We start from the raw sequence: 17,528 nt of genomic DNA, 5'->3' as shown, positions 1-17,528 counted from the left end.
CTTGCCTGTCAGTTGATGTCATGATCATGGCGAATCAATTATCGATCAGTGTAGGATAAATTCAGATTTTCTATCACGAATCATGCCGGATAGCTTTCTTCTAAACACGAAATGTTAGAAACTATTGCTGAACCATCGTTTTACTGATGATACGGTAGCTTAACCACAATAATCCTTTTTATCAACCCCAATTTTTACACTAACTTCCTTAACTCGTATGAACAAGCTTTTCTGGCTTTTCCTTCTTTGTTTTACAACCTCTTTTACCTCGTACGCCCAAATTAGCAAAGCTGCCAAAGGCTCTTTGTCCGATATGCGTTTTCTGGAAGGCCACTGGCGCGGAACGTTCAATGGCGGGCCGATTGACGCGGTATGGATAGCTCCGGCTGGTGATAACCTTACCGGCTTTATTCGAATGATGAAGGACGATAAAGTGACGATGTACGAAATGCTGATCTTCGAACAGACCGAACAAGGTCCCATAGCGCTGGTCAAACATTTCAAGCCGGGCCTGATCGGACAGGAGGAAAAAGATAAGCAGGATCGTTACTCCTTTATCGAAGCAAAAAAAGACAACGCGCTATTCGAGAAAGAAGATGGTTCTATTCGTATTATCTACGAAAAGCCCTCAAACGATCAGTTGGTGATTCAGCGCGGTCAGCAAAAAGACGGCAAATGGGTATTCAGTAACCTGTTTGAATTTAGCCGGGTGAAGTAAATTCAGAGAAACAGCTTATAGCCAGCAAACGGCGTTCCGATGGATTGGAAGATTGTCACGATGCAACCGGCTTACCTACCCGGCTTACGGCAATTGTACTTAGATTCTCGCGCGCAGACGTTCACGTGGCTAGATAAGGCGCGGTTCGCTTCCAGCGATTTCGATTCAGCAACGCAAGACGAAGAGATACGAGTAGCCGTTGTGGGCGAAAAACCGATTGGTTTTGTGTCGTGGTGGCCTCCCGACAACTTCATTCATACCTTATTCGTTGATTACCACTTTCACCATAAAGGTATCGGCAAAGCGTTGCTTGATGAGAGTTTAGCGCAAGTCGGCCGGCCAGCTTCGCTTAAATGCCTTCAACAAAATACGAACGCCGTACAGTTTTACCAACGACAAGGCTGGCGCATTCAGGCTGGAGGTCAATCGAACGAAGGGGCTTACTTTCTGATGACATTTAATCAATAACAAGGGGAACGGAATTGATCCGCTCCCCTTGTTATATCATTTTCCGATACTCAATTTAGCAGCTTTTGCTTCATTTAGCTCTTTTAGCAATTCGGCAACCGCAGCGTCTAACTGGCTGTTTTTGTCGGTGTAACTCTCCCCGATTGGCCGAGCAACGGCTATGTCTACTGGACGGGGAGCCAACTCCATGTTCTTACCGGCATTATCCGTAATTTTTGAAAAAGGCAGCCGTAAGTTAGATCCGTCGATCAACTGAGCCGCTGATGTGTAGATAATCCACCCGGCCGTTGGCTCGCCAACGACCTTGCCAACTTTAAGCGTTCGATACCCTTCTGTAAAGTCCTCCGCATCGGAAAGTGAATGTTGATTGGTTATCAGAATGGTTGGTGTTTCCAATGCTCGCTGTCCCAACTGCGTCCGCGCCGGAGCCGATGGTAAACCGCGCGAAGTCATCGTCATATAACCTTTCCGGGTGAAGACATCCAGCGCATACGCATTGACAAAACCACCGTTGTTATTTCGAACGTCAACAACGACACCTTCGCGGGCGTGGTTATCCGCATCAAGGTCAACGCTCAACTGCGCCAACGATTCAGCCGACATATCGTACATGTGCACATAACCCAGCCGCCCACCACTCACCTTGTCAACGTACTGACGCTGCTGTTGTACCCACTGTTTGTAAAGCAATCCTTTTTCTGTTGTCAGGTTAACAGGCCGAACCGTCACTTCACGCGGGGTTCCGTCGGCAGAAGAAGCGATTGTGAGCGCAAGACGTCGGTTAATCTGGTTCTCGAGTAGCTGGTCAAGGTTAGTTGAAGCGGTAATTTTTGTATCATCAACGGCCAGTAAATAATCACCGGGTTTGATTGAGCCAGCTACGGCAGCCGGCCCCAGCGCAATGACTTCCGTAATTTTTAGCCTACCCTTATTTTCGTATTCCTCCCGGTCAAAGCGCAGGCCGATCCGTCCCGTAGTGGTCTGCACCGAGCCAGCGGGCGCCGAAATTCCCGAATGTGACGCGTTCAACTCGCCGAGCATTAAGCTAATCAGCCGACGTAGTTCGTCGGGCGTACGGGCACCAGCCGCTACCGATTCGTATTCTGCCCGGACGGCTTTCCAGTCTACACCGTGGAATGTAGAATCGTAAAAGCCTTTGTTTTGTATATCCCACGCCTGCCGAAACACCTGAATTTTCTCTTCGCCAAAGTCAACGTCCATTTCAGCGGTTATAGCGAGTGGTTTGGGTTCGCGTTTGTCTAAAGCAATGGATTGAACTCTCCCCTGTTCCAGATAAAATACCTCCTTACCATCGGGCGAGAATTGTACCCCGCTTTTGCTACCGGGCGTCGAGGTTAGCTGACGCGCTACGCTCTGATCGCGCCCTAATTCATCGAGTGAATAGGTGTACAGGTTTTGTTGACCAGCGACGGTAGCTACCAGCAACAGCGTTTTGCCGTCCTTACTAATCGAATGGGCATCCACGTCTACGCCTACGGGCAACAGGCTTAGCCGCTGGCGAATGTCGTCGAAAACGATTCGGGTTGCTCCGCCCCGTCCCGATTTAGCGGTATCGCCTAGAGCGAGGGCCGTCGTATCGCGCGTAGGGGTTTTGGCAATTGCTGGACTCGTCGGCGCTGGCTTCAGCGTCTTGGGCACTTCTTCGTTAAACAAATCACGGAACTGATCCTCCCGGAATTTAGGCGAACGGGGAACCAGGTCAACGCGGGCAATCTGGGCCGTCTCGGTCCGCTGGGTTGTACCGAACAGAATGTATTTTCCATCAGGACTCCAGCTTACATTACCGCCGAATGTATTCGCCAGAAAGCTGATTGGCTTACTCTCGCCACCGGCTGCCGGGATAACCGAAATATTCCGAAACGTTTTGGCACCGTACGATGCAAACGCAATCCATTTACCATCCGGCGACCAGACAACACTTCCATTAGCGCCGAATGGCGGACGGCCCAGATACGCTTTCTTAAGCAGACGATCCTTTTTTGTGGTAAGATCCACCACCCGCAATTCCTGCCCATTCCGAACAAAAGCCAGCGATTTACCATCGGGTGAAAACACGGGTGAACCATCGTCCAGCGTACCATCCGTCAGACGCGTTTCGTCACGCGTCGAGAAATCATAGCGATACAAATGGGCTACCCCGTCGCGCGTGGAGACATAGACCAAACTACGACTGTTGGGTGTCCAGACTGGTTGCGATTCATTCGCGGCACTGTGACTAATCCGCGTTGCGTCGCCCCCTTCTTTGGTCGATGCTGCAAACACGTCACCATGCGCAACGAAAGCAACTTTCTTACCATCTGGCGACAAAGTCAGCTCACGGAATTGATTTGTTAGCTTCAGGTGTTCAACTGCCGGACTAGCGGCAACGCCCCGCAGCCGGATGGCAATCGGTGTCGCCTGCCGACTAGCGATATCGTATTTCCACAACTGAAAATCGCGTTCAAAGACAATAGCCTTACCATCATAGCTGATCGACGGCCACAGTACCCGACCGCTGGTAAAGTTTGTCAGCATAGCAGGCTTACCATCAATCGGCAATGTCCATAGATTCTGGCCCTGATTCCGATCCGATACGTAAAAAAGCGTTTTACCGTCCTGGCTCCACATCGGCCATAACTCTTTCGCTCCGCTTTCCGTCAGTCGTTCGTACGCAGTTCCTGCTTTTTTCGCATCGCTATGGTAGAGCCAGATTTCGGCTTCATCGAGGTGACTGTGTCCTTTACGCCACCATTGGTTCGACGCGATGCCCCGCGCCGAAAATGCCAGCGTTTTGCCATCCGGGGAAGGTGCGCCGTAAAATTCGTTGGCGTAACGATCAGCCGTAATCGCCATTGGGGTACCACCCGTAACCGGCACGCGGTACATGTCGTTCATACCGGCAATATCGCGGCTTGTTGACTGAAAGTAGACCATCTTACCATCCCGCGACCAGGCGGTAAGCACTTCCGCGCCGTCGTCGTACGTGAGTCGTTTGATGGCTCCGGTTTCCAGCGTCAACAGATAAACATCCCCATTGCCCGTCCGCGACGATACAAATGCCAAGTATTTTCCATCCGGCGAATAGAGCGGACGAGACTCATTATCGGGATGAGAAACCAGTAAACGGGCCTCTCCTCCATTTGCAGGAACGGTCCAGATGTCGCCACCCGACACAAAAGCGATCTCTGAGCCATCGGGCGAAAGACTTGGTTCGGCGAAGGCGAATTTAGGCGTTGGTACGGGCGTCTGCGCAAAGGCGGGCCAAGCCAAAGTGCCAGCCAACAGAATATGAAACAGTGCTTTTGTTGTAGACGTATGCATCAAACAGGTACGGTTAAAGACGAATTCGTTTAGAAGACCAACGATACGCCTATTCTGGCGCTTCATTAGCCAACTTAAAAATAAAAACGCTTTAACTGGAAGGCAAATAAATAGCCCCGACAACCTGTCTATTTCAGAAAATTATAAGCCAGAATAACACCGTACGTGAAGACAATGTGCGCTAGAAACAGCGTGACTAGATAGTGCTTCAGTGAAATAGCCGGGGGATTGGGATGAATAGCGAAGAAGCTGTACCAGAACGCAATGGCGGCAACCCCACTGCCGATTCCCAACCAAATACCGGACTCAAAATCGGGACGCCCTACTCCCCTAGACCACAGTGAGTTGTAAATAAAAGCAAACAACACACCAATAGCGTAGTGAGCAATAATTCCGATTGAAATAGCGCGTGGCGTGTCTGACAGTTTTCCATCGGGCGACGTTCGAAAGGTCAGCATCGTACCCAATATTTTCACCACTTTCATAACGCGTTTGGTAACGAAGGTCATACCGTACATGAACGCTGTCATAATGGCCGTGCCAGCAACACCAGCCAAAATAATGTCAATTCCATTCATCTGTTGATCTATCCAGTTTTTCCCTTTTTATAAACTACTCGCCGGGGTAATGGTGTGCGCAGCAACCGATAAAAATAGCTTTTGGTACCTTGTCCTTATTTGTCAGAACGCTATTACGAGAGAAGCCCTGCCTCATAACGGAATCGCTATGGAGCAGGGCTTCTCAATTATCTAGTATGTCCGCTTACCGGCTTCCGCCAGCCTGACCGCTCGACAACAAGTTGAAGAACTGATCAAGTTTCGGCGTAATAATGATTTCGGTCCGGCGGTTTTGTTGACGACCAGCCGATGTGGTGTTATCATCTTTCGGCGCGTACTCGGACCGGCCACCCGCTGTCATACGCTCAGGAGATACCCCGAAGCGACCTTGCAGCGTCCGCACAACCGACGTAGCCCGCAATGCACTCAAATCCCAGTTATCTTTGATAGACGCGGTAGAGATAGGGACAACATCCGTATGACCTTCAACCAGAATGTCCAGGTCTTTGTGGTCATTGACAACCTTAGCTACTTTACCTAATACGGTTTCAGCACGTGGCGTAATGTCGTAGCTACCCGATTTGAACAGCAGTTTGTCAGAGATTGATACGTAAACGACACCTTTCTTCACTTCAACCTGCACGTCCTGGTCGTTGATATCGTCCAGTGACCGTTTCAGGCTCATAACCAACGCCAAGTTCAACGAGTCTTTACGCTGAATGCTAGCGTTCAGGTTGTTCGTATACTTGGTTTGCTCGTTCAGTGTCTCAAGCGATTTTTTGATACTTTCAGCACCTGACTTACTAACAATCGACAAATCAGACATCCGGTCGAGGAGGTTCGTATTTGTCTTTTTCAGGTAATCCACTTGTGCTTGCAGGTCAGATACCTGTTTGTCTTTACCTTGCAGATCGTTGTCTTTGGCGGATAATTGCGTGCGTAAGTCGGCGGTACGCTGATCGCAGTCATTCAATGATGCCACAGCCTTATCACGGGCTTCCTGTAGGGATTTGATTTCAGCCAGCCGCTTCTTGCTATTGCAGGAAGAAAGCATTGCTACAGCTGCGAAAACAATCAAAACTCGTTTCATACGGATGATTAAAATATTGAAGGGTAACGAAAAGTTAGGTTTAAACGCTATAAATGGCTTGCACACTAAACCGTTTTACAAAGGTAAGTGATTCTGTTTAATCGTTTTAATAGCATTCCTCATCTAAAACAATTCTTTTTGCATTATTTCTTCATGACACCGGAGAAATTTCTCAAAAAGTTAGATGTAATTAAGAACGAAGTTATTCCATGAATTATTTGCCACTGGGACAATCGGACCTTATTGTCAGCGAGATCAGCATGGGATGCATGTCGCTAGGCGATGATCCGAATCAGAACGCGTCTTTACTCCGTCATGCTTTTGATAACGGTATTACTCTCTTCGACACAGCGGATCTGTATGACCAGGGTCAGAACGAGCGGATGGTCGGCCAAGCCTTTGCCGGCATGCGGCAGCAAGTCATTCTGGCAACCAAGGTGGGTAATCGGTGGCGGCCCGACGGTTCGGGCTGGGACTGGAACCCAACCAAGGCGTATATTCTGCAAGCGGTCGAAGAAAGCTTAAAGCGACTACAGACCGATTACATCGACCTCTACCAGTTGCACGGCGGTACGCTTGATGACCCTATCGACGAAACCATCGAAGCATTTGAGCAGCTTAAACGGGAAGGTAAAATTAGGGAGTACGGTATCTCTTCGATTCGTCCGAATGTCATCCGCGAGTGGATCGCTCGCTCGAACATCGTCAGTGTCATGATGCAATACAGTCTACTGGACCGTCGCCCCGAGGAAACTAGTCTGGACCTGCTGCACGAACATAAAGTCAGCGTACTGGCGCGAGGTAGTCTGGCGAAAGGCTTGCTTGCCAACAAACCAGCCAAATCGTACCTAAATTATACAACTGACGAGGTGCGGCAGGCCGCCGACGCCATTAAGGCAGCATCCACTACGGCAGCATCCACTGCGGCAGTATCCACTGTGGCAGTATCTACCAATCGTAGCCCCGTGGCGACGGCCATTCGGTATGTACTTCATCACCCGGCGGTCGCATCGGCGGTAGTTGGTGTACGGACGCAGGAACAATTAACCGATGTCGTGCTTAGTCAGACCAGTCTGGCCTTGACGGAGCAGGAGTGGCAACAGCTAGCCAACGCTTTGCCCGCCAACCAATATGATCAGCATCGGTAGTTTACCATCCATTTTTACTTATTACAACGACCCATTCTTTCAGTTATGAACAAATTAGTCCGCTGTTTTTTAGGCATTATGATCGGTTTAAGTACAACTGCGCAAGCTCAGTCCAACAAAGAAATTATGTACATCGGCACCTACTCGCTTCGCGGTAGTGAGGGAATCTACGTCTTTGAGTTCGACCGGAGCAAGGGTACCATGCAACAGCTTCAGGCCGTTTCTAATGCCAAAAGCCCGTCATTTTTAGCGCTACATCCATCAGGAAACTACCTGTATTCTGTCAACGAGGGGGCCGACAAGTCGGGTGGTGTCAGTGCCTACGGCGTTGACAAAGCCACGGGAAAACTTCAGTACCTGAACGGTCAGTCGTCGTTAGGAAGCGGTCCTTGTCACATCAGCATCGATCAGACCGGCAAAACGGCGTTTGTTTCCAACTACGGCGGTGGTAGCCTGGCGGTGCTGCCCATTAACGCAGATGGTAAGCTGAGTGCAGCCGCTGACAGCGTTCAGGACGTTGGCTCAGGTCCGAACACGCAACGACAGGAGAAATCCCACGTTCATTCGGCTACGCTGGCTCCTGATAACCGGTTTGTTTACGTAGCTAACTTGAGTACGGATAAACTTAATATCTTCGAGACGGACGTAAAAGCCAGTACTGTCAAACCAGCTTCGACGCCTTACGCATCCGTAAAACCCGGTTCGGGCCCACGGCATTTCACCTTTCATCCAAACGGTAAATACGCGTATCTGGTAGAAGAATTGACCTCTTCGGTAGCCGTCTTCTCACGGAATCCGAAAACCGGTGCGCTGACGCTTATTCAGGACGGTGTTAAAACCTTGCCCGATGATTTCACGGGGCAAAATACCAGCGCCGACATTCACATTGACCCGAGCGGCAAATTCTTGTACCAATCAAATCGTGGTTATAACGCACTCGCTATTTTTTCGATTGGCAACGATGGCAAACTAACGAAAGTGGGTGACCAACCAACCGAAGGCAAAAACCCTCGTAACTTCCTGATCGATCCGAAAGGCGATTTTGTTTTTGTTGCTCACCAGGATTCGGACAACATTACCATTTTCAAGCGTGATCAGAAAACGGGTAAGCTGACGTACACGGGCCAGTCAGTGAAAGTCCCCGCGCCCGTTTGCGTTATCATGGCTAAGCGCTAAGCCGTTTTCTAGCGCTGAAAAGTAGATTTTAACGTTAGATATAATAGATAAAGCGCGTGCATCGTATTTTTAGCCGTGCATCGAATACGCTGTCACGAATTTAACTTCCTGTACTCAATGAAACACCTTCTGATTACTGGCCTGGCCATAGCGACGCTGGCCTTTACGGCTCCAACCAAATCGGTAAAACTGTTTAACGGTAAAGACCTTTCTGGCTGGAAAGTATATGGCACCGAAAAATGGTATGTCGATAACGGCGAACTTGTCTGCGAAAGTGGTCCTGACAAACAATACGGCTATTTAGCTACCGAGAAGCCGTACAAGAATTTTGACTTATCGCTTGAATTCAAACAGGAAGCGAACGGCAACAGTGGCGTCTTTTTCCGTTCCAGCATCGAAGGAACCAAAGTCACGGGCTGGCAGGTAGAAGTGGCCCCTAAAGATCATGATACAGGCGGTGTTTACGAATCGTACGGACGCGGTTGGCTGGAAAAAATCCCCGACGAAAAAGAAAACATTCTGAAGCCCGGCGAATGGAACAAAATGCGTATTCGGGTCGAAGGCGACCATGTACAAACGTACCTGAACGGCAAAGAAATGGTAGACATGCACGACGAAAAGATTGGACAGGCCGATGGTTCAGTAGCCCTGCAAATCCACGATGGTGGCGGTATTAAAGTTCGCTGGCGGAAACTGGAGTTAAAGGAACTGTAAGCCAACGGCTAAGGTGTTTATCTGGGTTGTGTTTAGTCGTGTGGTGTCAGCGGGGCCGCCCGTGCGGTTCAAAACCTGATACCACACGACTAAACACAACCCAAACTTTTTTATAGTACCGCCTGGTGGTGTCGGTTCAAAAAACCGACACCACCAGGCGGATACTTATTTTGGACAGTATCAGCTTTTAGACCTGATACCCTACGACACCGTAATCGTAAAAGAAGCGTTGAACACGCGGCCCGGCTCGACATGCTGAATAGCTTCTTTTCGTTCGATTGGCTTCTGGTTCCCTTCGCTATCGGCGCATCCCAACCAGGGCTCGATGCACACAAACGGCGCTCCGGGCTTAGCCCAGATCCCCAGATACGGAAAAGCAGGATAATCAACAGTTACGGCATGGTCGTGGTTACGGCTTCGAATTGCTGCCCGATGTGAACGCAGCCTTTTGAACACCAACGCATCCTGATCGAACAGATGCTTGGTCAACGGCAAGCGGTTTTCGTCCGTCGCAACTGGTCTTGTTTCGCCCGTAAAGTACCCCGCTGCTGACAGCATATGGGTTTGTAAAGGCTCAGCCTTCTCAAATTCAATGTAATAATCCTCGTAGACTTCATCCGGTCCAAATGGTACGGCAAACGCGGGGTGCGCTCCTACCGAGAAAAAGACCGTTTTCTCATCTTCGTTGAGCACCCGGTACGTAACCGTAAGCGTTGGTCCGCTCAGTTCATAGATGATCTGAAATTCGAATTCATACGGAAAATGAACACGTGTTGCCTCACTCGACCGCAACGAAAAAACGGCATGTGTCGCTGTCGATTCCGTTGTCTCGAAGGTCGACTGCCGGGCGAAACCGTGTCGTTCGATTGGGTAGGTTTTTCCGTCGACTAGTAGCTGATTGTTTAAGCAACCACCTACTACCGGAAACAGATTCGGCGCGTGCCAGGCCCAAACACTTGGATCAGCTTGCCAGAGGTGCTCGATGCCACTTGCTTTGTGGAATATGGATGTTAATTCAGCCCCCTTGGAACGGACTGAGACGCGAATTTGATCGTTTTCTAAAATCGTCATATCCTGCAAAACTAAAAAAGCCGCCCAATGTTGAGCGGCTTTTTTGAATTTGGTGACCACCGGGAATGTGGTCGGTAGTGATTTAGAACCGGAAGTGCGAGAACGCTTTGTTGGCTTCGGCCATACGGTGCGTATCGTCTTTCTTTTTCACAGCCGCGCCTTCACCTTTCGATGCTGCAACGATTTCGGCTGCTAACCGGTCTACCATCGTTTTCTCACCCCGCGAACGAGCATACTTAATAAGCCATTTCATGCCTACCGCGACTTTTCGGTCTGCCCGTACTTCGGTTGGCACCTGGAAGGTAGCTCCACCGACGCGACGGCTTTTTACTTCAACTGATGGCATGACGTTGTTCAACGCCTTTTTCCACGTATCCAGACCACTTTCGCTGGTGCGTTTTGCAACCACGTCAAGTGCGTCATAGAAGATACCGTACGCCAGGCTCTTTTTGCCTTCGTACATCAGGTTGTTAACAAATTTGGTTACGAGGACCTCCTTGTATTTAGGATCGGGTAACACGTAACGCTTGGGCGGTTTCGCCTTTCTCATGATTTCTTCAGATTTTTGATCTTACTCTGCCGTGTTTTTTCAACGGGCAGTCTGATTAATTACTTCTTCTTACCTTTTGCTGGTGCGCCTTTGCCCGCTGGAGCCTGACCTGGCTTCGGACGTTTTGCACCGTATTTCGAACGGCTTTGCAGACGACCGTTTACACCAGCCGTATCCAGAGCACCCCGAACAATGTGGTAACGAACACCCGGAAGGTCTTTTACCCGGCCACCACGGATCAGCACGATTGAGTGCTCCTGTAGGTTGTGGCCTTCACCCGGAATGTACGCGTTAACTTCCCGACCGTTCGTCAAACGAACCCGGGCAACTTTACGAAGAGCCGAGTTTGGCTTCTTCGGTGTCGTCGTATACACACGTGTGCACACGCCACGACGTTGTGGGCAGGCGTCAAGAGCCGGCGATTTTGACTTGAATTCAAGCTTCTCGCGGCCTTTACGCACTAGTTGTTGTATAGTAGGCATTCTTTAAATTGTTTACAAAAAACAGTCTTCCCGAAATTTGAGGTGCAAAGATACGGAAAACTCTTTGAATACCAAACCTCTAAGCAGAAGATACCCAAAATAAAAGGCGTTGAATACGAGCGCTTAAGCCTGTTCTGGCTTCTCGTATTCAACGCCTTTCTGCAAAAATTTTTAACGCTTACTGTCTACGCCTGTCCGACAGGTCCGCCGAAGCCTCCGTTGGGAAATTTAAAGGTATCGGTCGGGTTGTTGATGTTGCCATAGGCTTCTTCAAACCGACTGATGTTTTCGCGAAGCGCTTCCAATAATCGCTTGGCGTGTTCTGGTGTCAGAATGATACGCGCTTTCACCTTCGCCTTCGGTACACCCGGCATCAGACGGATAAAATCAAGAATGAATTCGCTGTTGGAATGAGCGATCATCGCTAAATTAGCGTATACCCCTTCGGCAATTTCTTCGCTCAGTTCGACATCAATAGAGCCTTCAGGGTTTTGTTGTTGTTGAGGATTCATACAAAGCGCTGTTTTTGACAAAAATAGGGTAAATTACAGCTATGCCCAATCACACTATTCCTGTAGCTGCTTAAATAAAAAAGTCTCAATTTTTCCTTCCTTATCCCGACTGATGTAAAAGTCCATTGCCGCTAAGGCGAATACAGCTTTATAGCGGGCTACTCCGTTTTGTACGCCACGCGGTTCCAGCGACACCCACTTTCCCAGTTGGCCCGCAAGCTGGCCTGTCACCTCTTTCACCTTTTCCGGCGAAATATTCTGCTTGAACGTAGCTCCCATCAGGGCGTATAGCGAATCAGGCTGATTGTTATTCATAAACCGCTGCGATAATTTGGCTAACGAGTCCAACTTGGCGGCTTCGGGTGAGGCAACGGCTTTGTCGGTAGTTTGCGCAGATACAGCAACCGACGCAAAAACAAAGGCGAACAGTACAAAGAGACGTTTCATAGAAGATGTGTTTAGTATAGCTCAAAACTACCTTATTTAATCGGACAATGCACAAGAATCGGATGAGTAGAAATACCTTAGTTTAAACGGCTGACCAAACGTATAAATGGTCTCATCAACTCGTCGATTTCACACGATTTTAATCAAGACATCATTTCGATATTTACTATATTTACAAAATAATACTACAATATCTGCCCTATCGGCAAATGAATACACAAGCTGAATTGATTACTGGTATTTATAATTACTGTGACGCCTGGTGTGAGCGGTGCCTGTTTACAGCACGCTGCCGTAGTTTTCAACTGCAAACAGAAACGGGTCTGGCAAAACCGGAGACGGCTGGTGACAACCTGGTTCAGCAGCTAACCGAGGCTCTCAATCTAACGAAGAAGTATGTCGAAAACCTGACGCGGACACAAGCACTTTCGGGTTCAGACGTTCCCACCGAAGAACAAGCTCAAGCTTTGGAACAAAAGGCTGTCGAACAAATCGATTTTCGAAACCATATCACCACGCGTTTATCCGGTGACTACTTAAAGCAAACGGGCGTCTGGCTCAGCGAAGAAAAAAACTTGCTGGAACAGACCGGCCAAGAGCAAATCCGCGCCGTTGAACTGGGCTTACGGACGCAGGAGGAAGCGATGCCGATTCTGCACGCGTTGAAAGATGCGTGGGACATGATTCGCTGGTATCGCACGCTGATTCCGGTGAAAACGCAATCGGTTCTGCGCGCTTTTGCCGAGCCGATTAACAATCCGCAGTTAGTCAATTACCAGTTGGGTAAAGCCAAACTTATTCTGGTCAGCATTGACCGTTCGTTGTTGGCCTGGGAAACGATTATTCAGCATTCTCCGGAAAAAACCGACGATGTGCTTGATCTGATGGCGCTGTTAAGTCGCCTGCGCCGGGAATTGGAAGGTTTGTTTCCAGACGCCCGTGCGTTCAAACGTCCGGGGTTGGATTAACAATTGGGCCAAGCGTTCGCTTGGCCCAATCCCTATTTTTTCACGATTACAAATTCTACGCGTCGGTTCTTCTGCCGCCCTTCGTCCGTGTCGTTTGGTGCGACGGGTTTGGCTTCTCCAAACCCTTTGCTACCAACCCGATCCGGCTCAATGCCTTTGCTGATAAAATATTCACGAACAGCGTCGGCCCGGTCCTGCGACAGCTTTGCGTTTATTTCGTTTGAGCCTGTATTGTCGGTGTGACCACGCACTTCGATGATCATTTTCGGTGTTTCGTTCAACGTTGTCACCAGACGATCAAGTTCAGGACCGGATTCCGGACGAAGCTCCGATTTGCCCGTATCGAAGAAGATGTTATTCAACCGAATCGCTCGTCCTTCTTCGATAGGCACCAGCTTCAGTTCTTTCCCTTTAATTTCCTGAAAACCCTTCGTCTGGGTCAAATCCACGTTGTCGCCTTCCGCAATAAAATCTTTGGCGATAGCCCGCATGCTGTATTTCTGGCCGTAGGGAAGCACGATCTTGTACTCACCCGTAACCGGGTCCGACGTAGCCTCACCCGCTTCGGCTCCATCGGGGAGCGTCTGGTACACAATTCGGGCTTCAACGGGCTTACCGGTTTTCTGGTCAATTACTTTTCCGCTGATTAGCGCTACTGGATCGGGACGCGTTACATCACCCTTGCCAGCCACATCGTCACTACCGCCCAATCGCCCCGGCTGGTTGGTTGGTTGATCCTCAGTCAGCTTCACCCGCACGATGTCGCCTTTGCCGAGCGTATTCTTGAAGGTGGTCAGATAAGCATAATCGCCCGAAGCAGCCAGCGTGTAATACGCGTCATAACCTTCGGTATTGACTTTGGGGCCCAGATTAACAGGTTTCGTCCAGTGTTTCCAGGTTTTGTCTACGCGCTTACAAACGTAAATGTCATTACTACCCAGTCCCCCTTCGCGGTTACTGGAAAAATAAAGCGTTGCGCCGTCGGGAGCCAGAAATGGGGTCGTTTCCGTAAACTTTGTATTTACTTCCGGGCCAAGCTCCATCGGCTTCGTCCAGGAACCGTCCTTTTGCCGAAAGCTGACGTAGATATCGTCGTCTTTGCTGTTTTTCTTTTCGCTGAACGCCATCAGCAGCACCTTGCCATCCGCAGACATGAAGCCACAGTCGAACTGACCTTTGCTCATGTTCACGTAGCTCGGTATATCGAGCTTTTGCGGAACGGACCAACCGCTTGCCGTGCGTTTACTGGTTGAAAAACCGCGCGTTTCGTAGTTTCCGTTGGCATACTGTCCCTTGATCAGCATCGAATTGCCATCGGGCGTAATGCTGTAGGCACAGTTATATTCATCCTTATTCAGCGGAAAGCCCATGCGCCGGGCGGGTCCCCATTTACCGCTGGCCCCATCGAGTTCAGAATACCAAATATCCTGACTGCCTTTGGTTCCGTGCGTGTTGTTGGGATGGCTTATCCGGGCAAAGTACAGCGTTTTGCCATCCGGCGAAATCATCGGGTTGATCTCGTTGTATTCTGAATTGACCTGGCTACCCAAGTTTTCAACTTTTGTGTCCGATGCACTGGCAGTTTTGGTCGAGTCTTGCCGCTGCGCAGCGTCGCCTGGCTGCGCGAAAGCAGCCAGGGATGCTATTGCAAAAAACAAACTGGCGACAACGATACCGTTGGCATTCATACTATGGTAAAGGATAGTGAAGTTGTTTAAGGGAAACGACAGGCAAACCCGGTTCTGTATAGCAAACTACGAAATCTGGTCTCTTATGTTACTACCCTCAACTTTGCAAAACTAAGCAACAGCACTTTTTCGCCAACGCCAGCGGTTTCAAACTGGATCGTAGCCTTACGCTCGGTACCGTTTACCTCCACTTTTTTTACCGTTCCGAAGCCAAACTTCGCGTGTTCTACGCGCTGGCCAGCGGCCAGTTCAGCGGTACTGGTCGGCGCAAAATCGGCTGAGGGTGTATGCGATACGGTTGGTTGAGGGGCCTGCCGCTGAGCGGTTTTCTGGGCCAGCGACCGGACAAAGGCCATCGAACCCGTCGAGTTACTTTCGCTGCGATCCCGTTCGGGTCGGTCGAAATCCATCCGACTGGGAGCCGACCGCAACTTCGACATTTTCAGATACCGCTGGTCTATTTCCATCAAGAACCGGCTTGGTTCGCACATTTTCAGGCGACCGAAGTGATAGCGCGTTTCGGCGTACGATACAGTCAGGCGTTTTTCGGCACGGGTAATCGCTACGTAAAACAGCCGCCGTTCTTCTTCCAGATCGTTGCGGCTTTCGAGCATCATCTGACTAGGAAAAAGGTCTTCTTCCAGTCCGACAATGTGTACGTATTTAAATTCCAGTCCCTTGGCCGCGTGAATCGTCATCAGCGTCACCTTGTCGTTATCACCGTCATCTTCTTTTTCGTCGGCGGTAGTCAGCAGCGACACGGATTGCAGGAAGGCTCCTAAACTTTTTTCTTCGTTATCGGGATTATCGACAAACTCTTTGATGGCGTTCAGCAATTCCTGTACGTTTTCGTACCGAGCCAGCCCTTCCACGGTTTTGTCATCGTACAGTTCTTTCAACAGACCCGACGCTTTAGCAATGTGCGAGGCCACTTCAAACGCATCTTTCTGATCGAGCAGTAGTTTAAAACTTTTGATCAGGTCCGCAAACGCTTCGATGGCAATAGAGGCCCGACCAGCAATGTGCTTATTGATCTCGGCAACGATTTCCCAGATCGAATCTTCTTTTTCGGCGGCTATTACGCTGATCTTTGCTACCGTCGTGTCGCCGATACCCCGCTTGGGTAGGTTGATGATGCGTTTGAACGCTTCCTCGTCATTCTGGTTGACCGTAAAACGCAGGTACGCAATCAAATCCTTGATCTCTTTCCGCTGATAGAACGAAAGGCCACCGATGATGCGGTACTTGATACTTACTTTCCGCAGGGCTTCCTCAAACGCACGCGACTGAGCGTTGGTCCGGTACAGAATGGCAAAATCGTTGTTGACGAGACTGCCGTTCATCTTGGCTTCAAAAATAGCCGAAGCGACGAGCCGCCCTTCTTCATTATCCGACGATGCTTTGATGACATCAATCAGCGGACCGTCTTCGTTATCGGTGAAAACGTGCTTTTCCAGCTGATTTTTGTTGCGGGAGATAATAGAATTAGCCGCCTGAACGATCGTTTTTGTCGAGCGGTAATTCTGCTCCAGTTTCACGATCTTGACGTTTTCTTTGCCATAATCGCGCTGGAAGTTCAGGATGTTCTCAATGTTAGCCCCCCGGAAGGCGTAAATACTTTGCGCATCGTCGCCTACCACACAGATGTTCTGATGAACGGCTGCGAGCTTCCGCGTGATGAGGTACTGCGATACGTTGGTATCCTGAAACTCATCGACCATTACGTGCTGAAACTTGTGCTGGTATTTGTTCAGAATATCCAGATGGTCACGGAACAGCACGTTCGTGTTGAACAGCAGATCATCGAAGTCCATGGCGTTGGCCGCAAAGCAACGAACGGCGTATTGCTTGTAGATCCGGCCAATGTGTGGCATTCGGGCCGCTTCGTCGTCGGCCTGAATCACCGCATTATTCAGGTAATCGTCGGGGCCGATCAGCCGGTTCTTCGCGCCCGAAATACGTCCGAACACGTTGTTGACCCGGTATACTTTATCGTCCAGCCCCATTTCTTTAACGATACTCCGCAGCAGCGACTTCGAGTCGTCGGTATCGTAAATCGAAAAGTTGCTGGTGTAGCCAATCGCCTTGGCTTCGATGCGCAGGATCTTGGCAAAAACGGAGTGGAAGGTACCCATCCAGATGTTGCGGGCTTCGGTGCCAACAACCGTTTCGATCCGTTTCCGCATCTCACCGGCTGCTTTATTCGTAAACGTCAGCGACAGAATCCGAAACGGATCGACGCCATTTTCAATCAGGTGGGCAATCCGATACGTCAACACGCGCGTCTTACCCGAACCAGCACCGGCTATAATCATCAGCGGACCATCACCGTGCATGACGGCTTCCCGCTGGGGGTCATTCAATCCAGAAATATAATCAACCATACAAAGACGTTGGAGAGCATACGCTGGATGCTGGATTCAACGAACGTCCAGCGTGTGCTATCCAGCATCCAGCGTCTTTATATAACAATCAAAGCTACAAAAAAATTTGGTTAGCGAGGGGCGAAAAAGTAACGGGTACGGATGGTCCGCTTAGTTCGCCACTAACTTCGGAACGGCCTACTTCAATCACGGATCGATCATTAAAAAAAACAGGCTTCCGGTTTCCCAGAAGCC

Annotated in this window: 16 protein-coding genes; 6 read left to right on the top strand and 10 right to left on the bottom strand. The window is 49.7% G+C overall.

Going from position 1 to position 17,528, the window contains the following annotated elements; genetic code table 11:
• The first annotated feature begins 217 nt into the window (after window positions 1–217).
• Window positions 218–718, top strand: a complete 501-nt coding sequence (locus M0L20_RS10105; protein ID WP_248476816.1) for a DUF6265 family protein — start codon at window positions 218–220, stop codon at window positions 716–718.
• A gap of 39 nt (window positions 719–757) precedes the next feature.
• Window positions 758–1,186 (top strand): GNAT family N-acetyltransferase, encoded by a 429-nt coding sequence (locus M0L20_RS10100; protein WP_248476815.1) that lies wholly within the window; start codon window positions 758–760, stop codon window positions 1,184–1,186.
• A 36-nt stretch (window positions 1,187–1,222) separates the two neighbouring features.
• Here M0L20_RS10100 and M0L20_RS10095 read toward each other — a convergent pair whose 3' ends face one another.
• The 3 genes from M0L20_RS10095 to M0L20_RS10085 form a co-directional block, all read right to left on the bottom strand.
• The gene (locus tag M0L20_RS10095) at window positions 1,223–4,507 is read right to left on the bottom strand and encodes a S41 family peptidase (RefSeq protein WP_248476814.1); all 3,285 of its coding nucleotides are present in this window, start codon (window positions 4,505–4,507) and stop codon (window positions 1,223–1,225) included.
• Between the two features lie 128 nt (window positions 4,508–4,635).
• Entirely contained in the window at window positions 4,636–5,085 is a 450-nt protein-coding gene (locus tag M0L20_RS10090; protein WP_232560777.1) for a hypothetical protein, read from the bottom strand.
• Between the two features lie 184 nt (window positions 5,086–5,269).
• Window positions 5,270–6,154, bottom strand: coding sequence for an OmpA/MotB family protein (locus tag M0L20_RS10085; protein WP_232560776.1), 885 nt, complete (start codon window positions 6,152–6,154; stop codon window positions 5,270–5,272).
• 209 nt (window positions 6,155–6,363) lie between these two features.
• On the opposite strand from M0L20_RS10085, the gene M0L20_RS10080 reads away from it, so the two are divergent.
• The 3 genes from M0L20_RS10080 to M0L20_RS10070 all read left to right on the top strand — a co-directional run bounded on the left by M0L20_RS10080 (window position 6,364) and on the right by M0L20_RS10070 (window position 9,192).
• Window positions 6,364–7,302 carry an aldo/keto reductase gene (locus tag M0L20_RS10080; protein ID WP_248476813.1) on the top strand — a complete coding sequence of 313 codons (939 nt, stop codon included), beginning with the start codon at window positions 6,364–6,366 and terminating at the stop codon, window positions 7,300–7,302.
• Between the two features lie 45 nt (window positions 7,303–7,347).
• Window positions 7,348–8,478 (top strand): lactonase family protein, encoded by a 1,131-nt coding sequence (locus M0L20_RS10075; protein ID WP_248476811.1) that lies wholly within the window; start codon window positions 7,348–7,350, stop codon window positions 8,476–8,478.
• A gap of 117 nt (window positions 8,479–8,595) precedes the next feature.
• Entirely contained in the window at window positions 8,596–9,192 is a 597-nt protein-coding gene (locus M0L20_RS10070; RefSeq protein ID WP_248476810.1) for a 3-keto-disaccharide hydrolase, read from the top strand.
• Between the two features lie 201 nt (window positions 9,193–9,393).
• On the opposite strand, the gene M0L20_RS10065 is transcribed toward M0L20_RS10070, so the two are convergent.
• The 5 genes from M0L20_RS10065 to M0L20_RS10045 form a co-directional block, all read right to left on the bottom strand.
• On the bottom strand, window positions 9,394–10,323 hold the full coding sequence (locus M0L20_RS10065; RefSeq protein ID WP_494338090.1) for an aldose 1-epimerase family protein: 930 nt from the start codon (window positions 10,321–10,323) through the stop codon (window positions 9,394–9,396).
• A 22-nt stretch (window positions 10,324–10,345) separates the two neighbouring features.
• Entirely contained in the window at window positions 10,346–10,813 is a 468-nt protein-coding gene (gene rpsG, locus M0L20_RS10060; protein WP_232560772.1) for a 30S ribosomal protein S7, read from the bottom strand.
• Window positions 10,814–10,872: 59 nt separating this feature from the next.
• On the bottom strand, window positions 10,873–11,295 hold the full coding sequence (gene rpsL / locus M0L20_RS10055) for a 30S ribosomal protein S12 (protein WP_171741633.1): 423 nt from the start codon (window positions 11,293–11,295) through the stop codon (window positions 10,873–10,875).
• Between the two features lie 185 nt (window positions 11,296–11,480).
• Window positions 11,481–11,807 (bottom strand): DUF3467 domain-containing protein, encoded by a 327-nt coding sequence (locus tag M0L20_RS10050; RefSeq protein ID WP_248476808.1) that lies wholly within the window; start codon window positions 11,805–11,807, stop codon window positions 11,481–11,483.
• A gap of 54 nt (window positions 11,808–11,861) precedes the next feature.
• Window positions 11,862–12,254 carry a DUF3887 domain-containing protein gene (locus M0L20_RS10045; RefSeq protein WP_248476806.1) on the bottom strand — a complete coding sequence of 131 codons (393 nt, stop codon included), beginning with the start codon at window positions 12,252–12,254 and terminating at the stop codon, window positions 11,862–11,864.
• 209 nt (window positions 12,255–12,463) lie between these two features.
• Between M0L20_RS10045 and M0L20_RS10040 the strand changes: the two genes are divergently transcribed.
• Complete coding sequence (locus tag M0L20_RS10040) at window positions 12,464–13,222, top strand: hypothetical protein (protein WP_232560769.1); 759 nt, start codon at window positions 12,464–12,466, stop codon at window positions 13,220–13,222.
• 32 nt (window positions 13,223–13,254) lie between these two features.
• Here the strand turns inward: M0L20_RS10040 and M0L20_RS10035 are convergent, their stop codons facing one another.
• On the bottom strand, window positions 13,255–14,910 hold the full coding sequence (locus tag M0L20_RS10035) for an OmpA family protein (protein WP_248476804.1): 1,656 nt from the start codon (window positions 14,908–14,910) through the stop codon (window positions 13,255–13,257).
• 83 nt (window positions 14,911–14,993) lie between these two features.
• Window positions 14,994–17,294, bottom strand: a complete 2,301-nt coding sequence (locus M0L20_RS10030; RefSeq protein ID WP_248476802.1) for an ATP-dependent helicase — start codon at window positions 17,292–17,294, stop codon at window positions 14,994–14,996.
• Between the last annotated feature and the right edge of the window lie 234 nt (window positions 17,295–17,528).

Origin of the sequence: Spirosoma liriopis (genome assembly GCF_023196085.1) — a bacterium.
Classification (GTDB): domain Bacteria; phylum Bacteroidota; class Bacteroidia; order Cytophagales; family Spirosomataceae; genus Spirosoma; species Spirosoma oryzicola.
Note: the sequence above shows the minus strand (reverse complement) of the source record. Positions and strands in the feature narration are given on the sequence as shown.

Excerpts from the sequence above, each read along its gene's own strand:
- rpsL (WP_171741633.1), bottom strand. The coding sequence starts at position 11,295 with ATGCCTACTATACAACAACTAGTGCGTAAAGGCCGCGAGAAGCTTGAA.
- M0L20_RS10035 (WP_248476804.1), bottom strand. The coding sequence starts at position 14,910 with ATGAATGCCAACGGTATCGTTGTCGCCAGTTTGTTTTTTGCAATAGCA.
- rpsG (WP_232560772.1), bottom strand. The coding sequence starts at position 10,813 with ATGAGAAAGGCGAAACCGCCCAAGCGTTACGTGTTACCCGATCCTAAA.
- M0L20_RS10105 (WP_248476816.1), top strand. The coding sequence starts at position 218 with ATGAACAAGCTTTTCTGGCTTTTCCTTCTTTGTTTTACAACCTCTTTT.
- M0L20_RS10090 (WP_232560777.1), bottom strand. The coding sequence starts at position 5,085 with ATGAATGGAATTGACATTATTTTGGCTGGTGTTGCTGGCACGGCCATT.
- M0L20_RS10030 (WP_248476802.1), bottom strand. The coding sequence starts at position 17,294 with ATGGTTGATTATATTTCTGGATTGAATGACCCCCAGCGGGAAGCCGTC.
- M0L20_RS10095 (WP_248476814.1), bottom strand. The coding sequence starts at position 4,507 with ATGCATACGTCTACAACAAAAGCACTGTTTCATATTCTGTTGGCTGGC.
- M0L20_RS10085 (WP_232560776.1), bottom strand. The coding sequence starts at position 6,154 with ATGAAACGAGTTTTGATTGTTTTCGCAGCTGTAGCAATGCTTTCTTCC.
- M0L20_RS10040 (WP_232560769.1), top strand. The coding sequence starts at position 12,464 with ATGAATACACAAGCTGAATTGATTACTGGTATTTATAATTACTGTGAC.
- M0L20_RS10045 (WP_248476806.1), bottom strand. The coding sequence starts at position 12,254 with ATGAAACGTCTCTTTGTACTGTTCGCCTTTGTTTTTGCGTCGGTTGCT.
- M0L20_RS10080 (WP_248476813.1), top strand. The coding sequence starts at position 6,364 with ATGAATTATTTGCCACTGGGACAATCGGACCTTATTGTCAGCGAGATC.
- M0L20_RS10100 (WP_248476815.1), top strand. The coding sequence starts at position 758 with ATGGATTGGAAGATTGTCACGATGCAACCGGCTTACCTACCCGGCTTA.
- M0L20_RS10050 (WP_248476808.1), bottom strand. The coding sequence starts at position 11,807 with ATGAATCCTCAACAACAACAAAACCCTGAAGGCTCTATTGATGTCGAA.
- M0L20_RS10075 (WP_248476811.1), top strand. The coding sequence starts at position 7,348 with ATGAACAAATTAGTCCGCTGTTTTTTAGGCATTATGATCGGTTTAAGT.
- M0L20_RS10070 (WP_248476810.1), top strand. The coding sequence starts at position 8,596 with ATGAAACACCTTCTGATTACTGGCCTGGCCATAGCGACGCTGGCCTTT.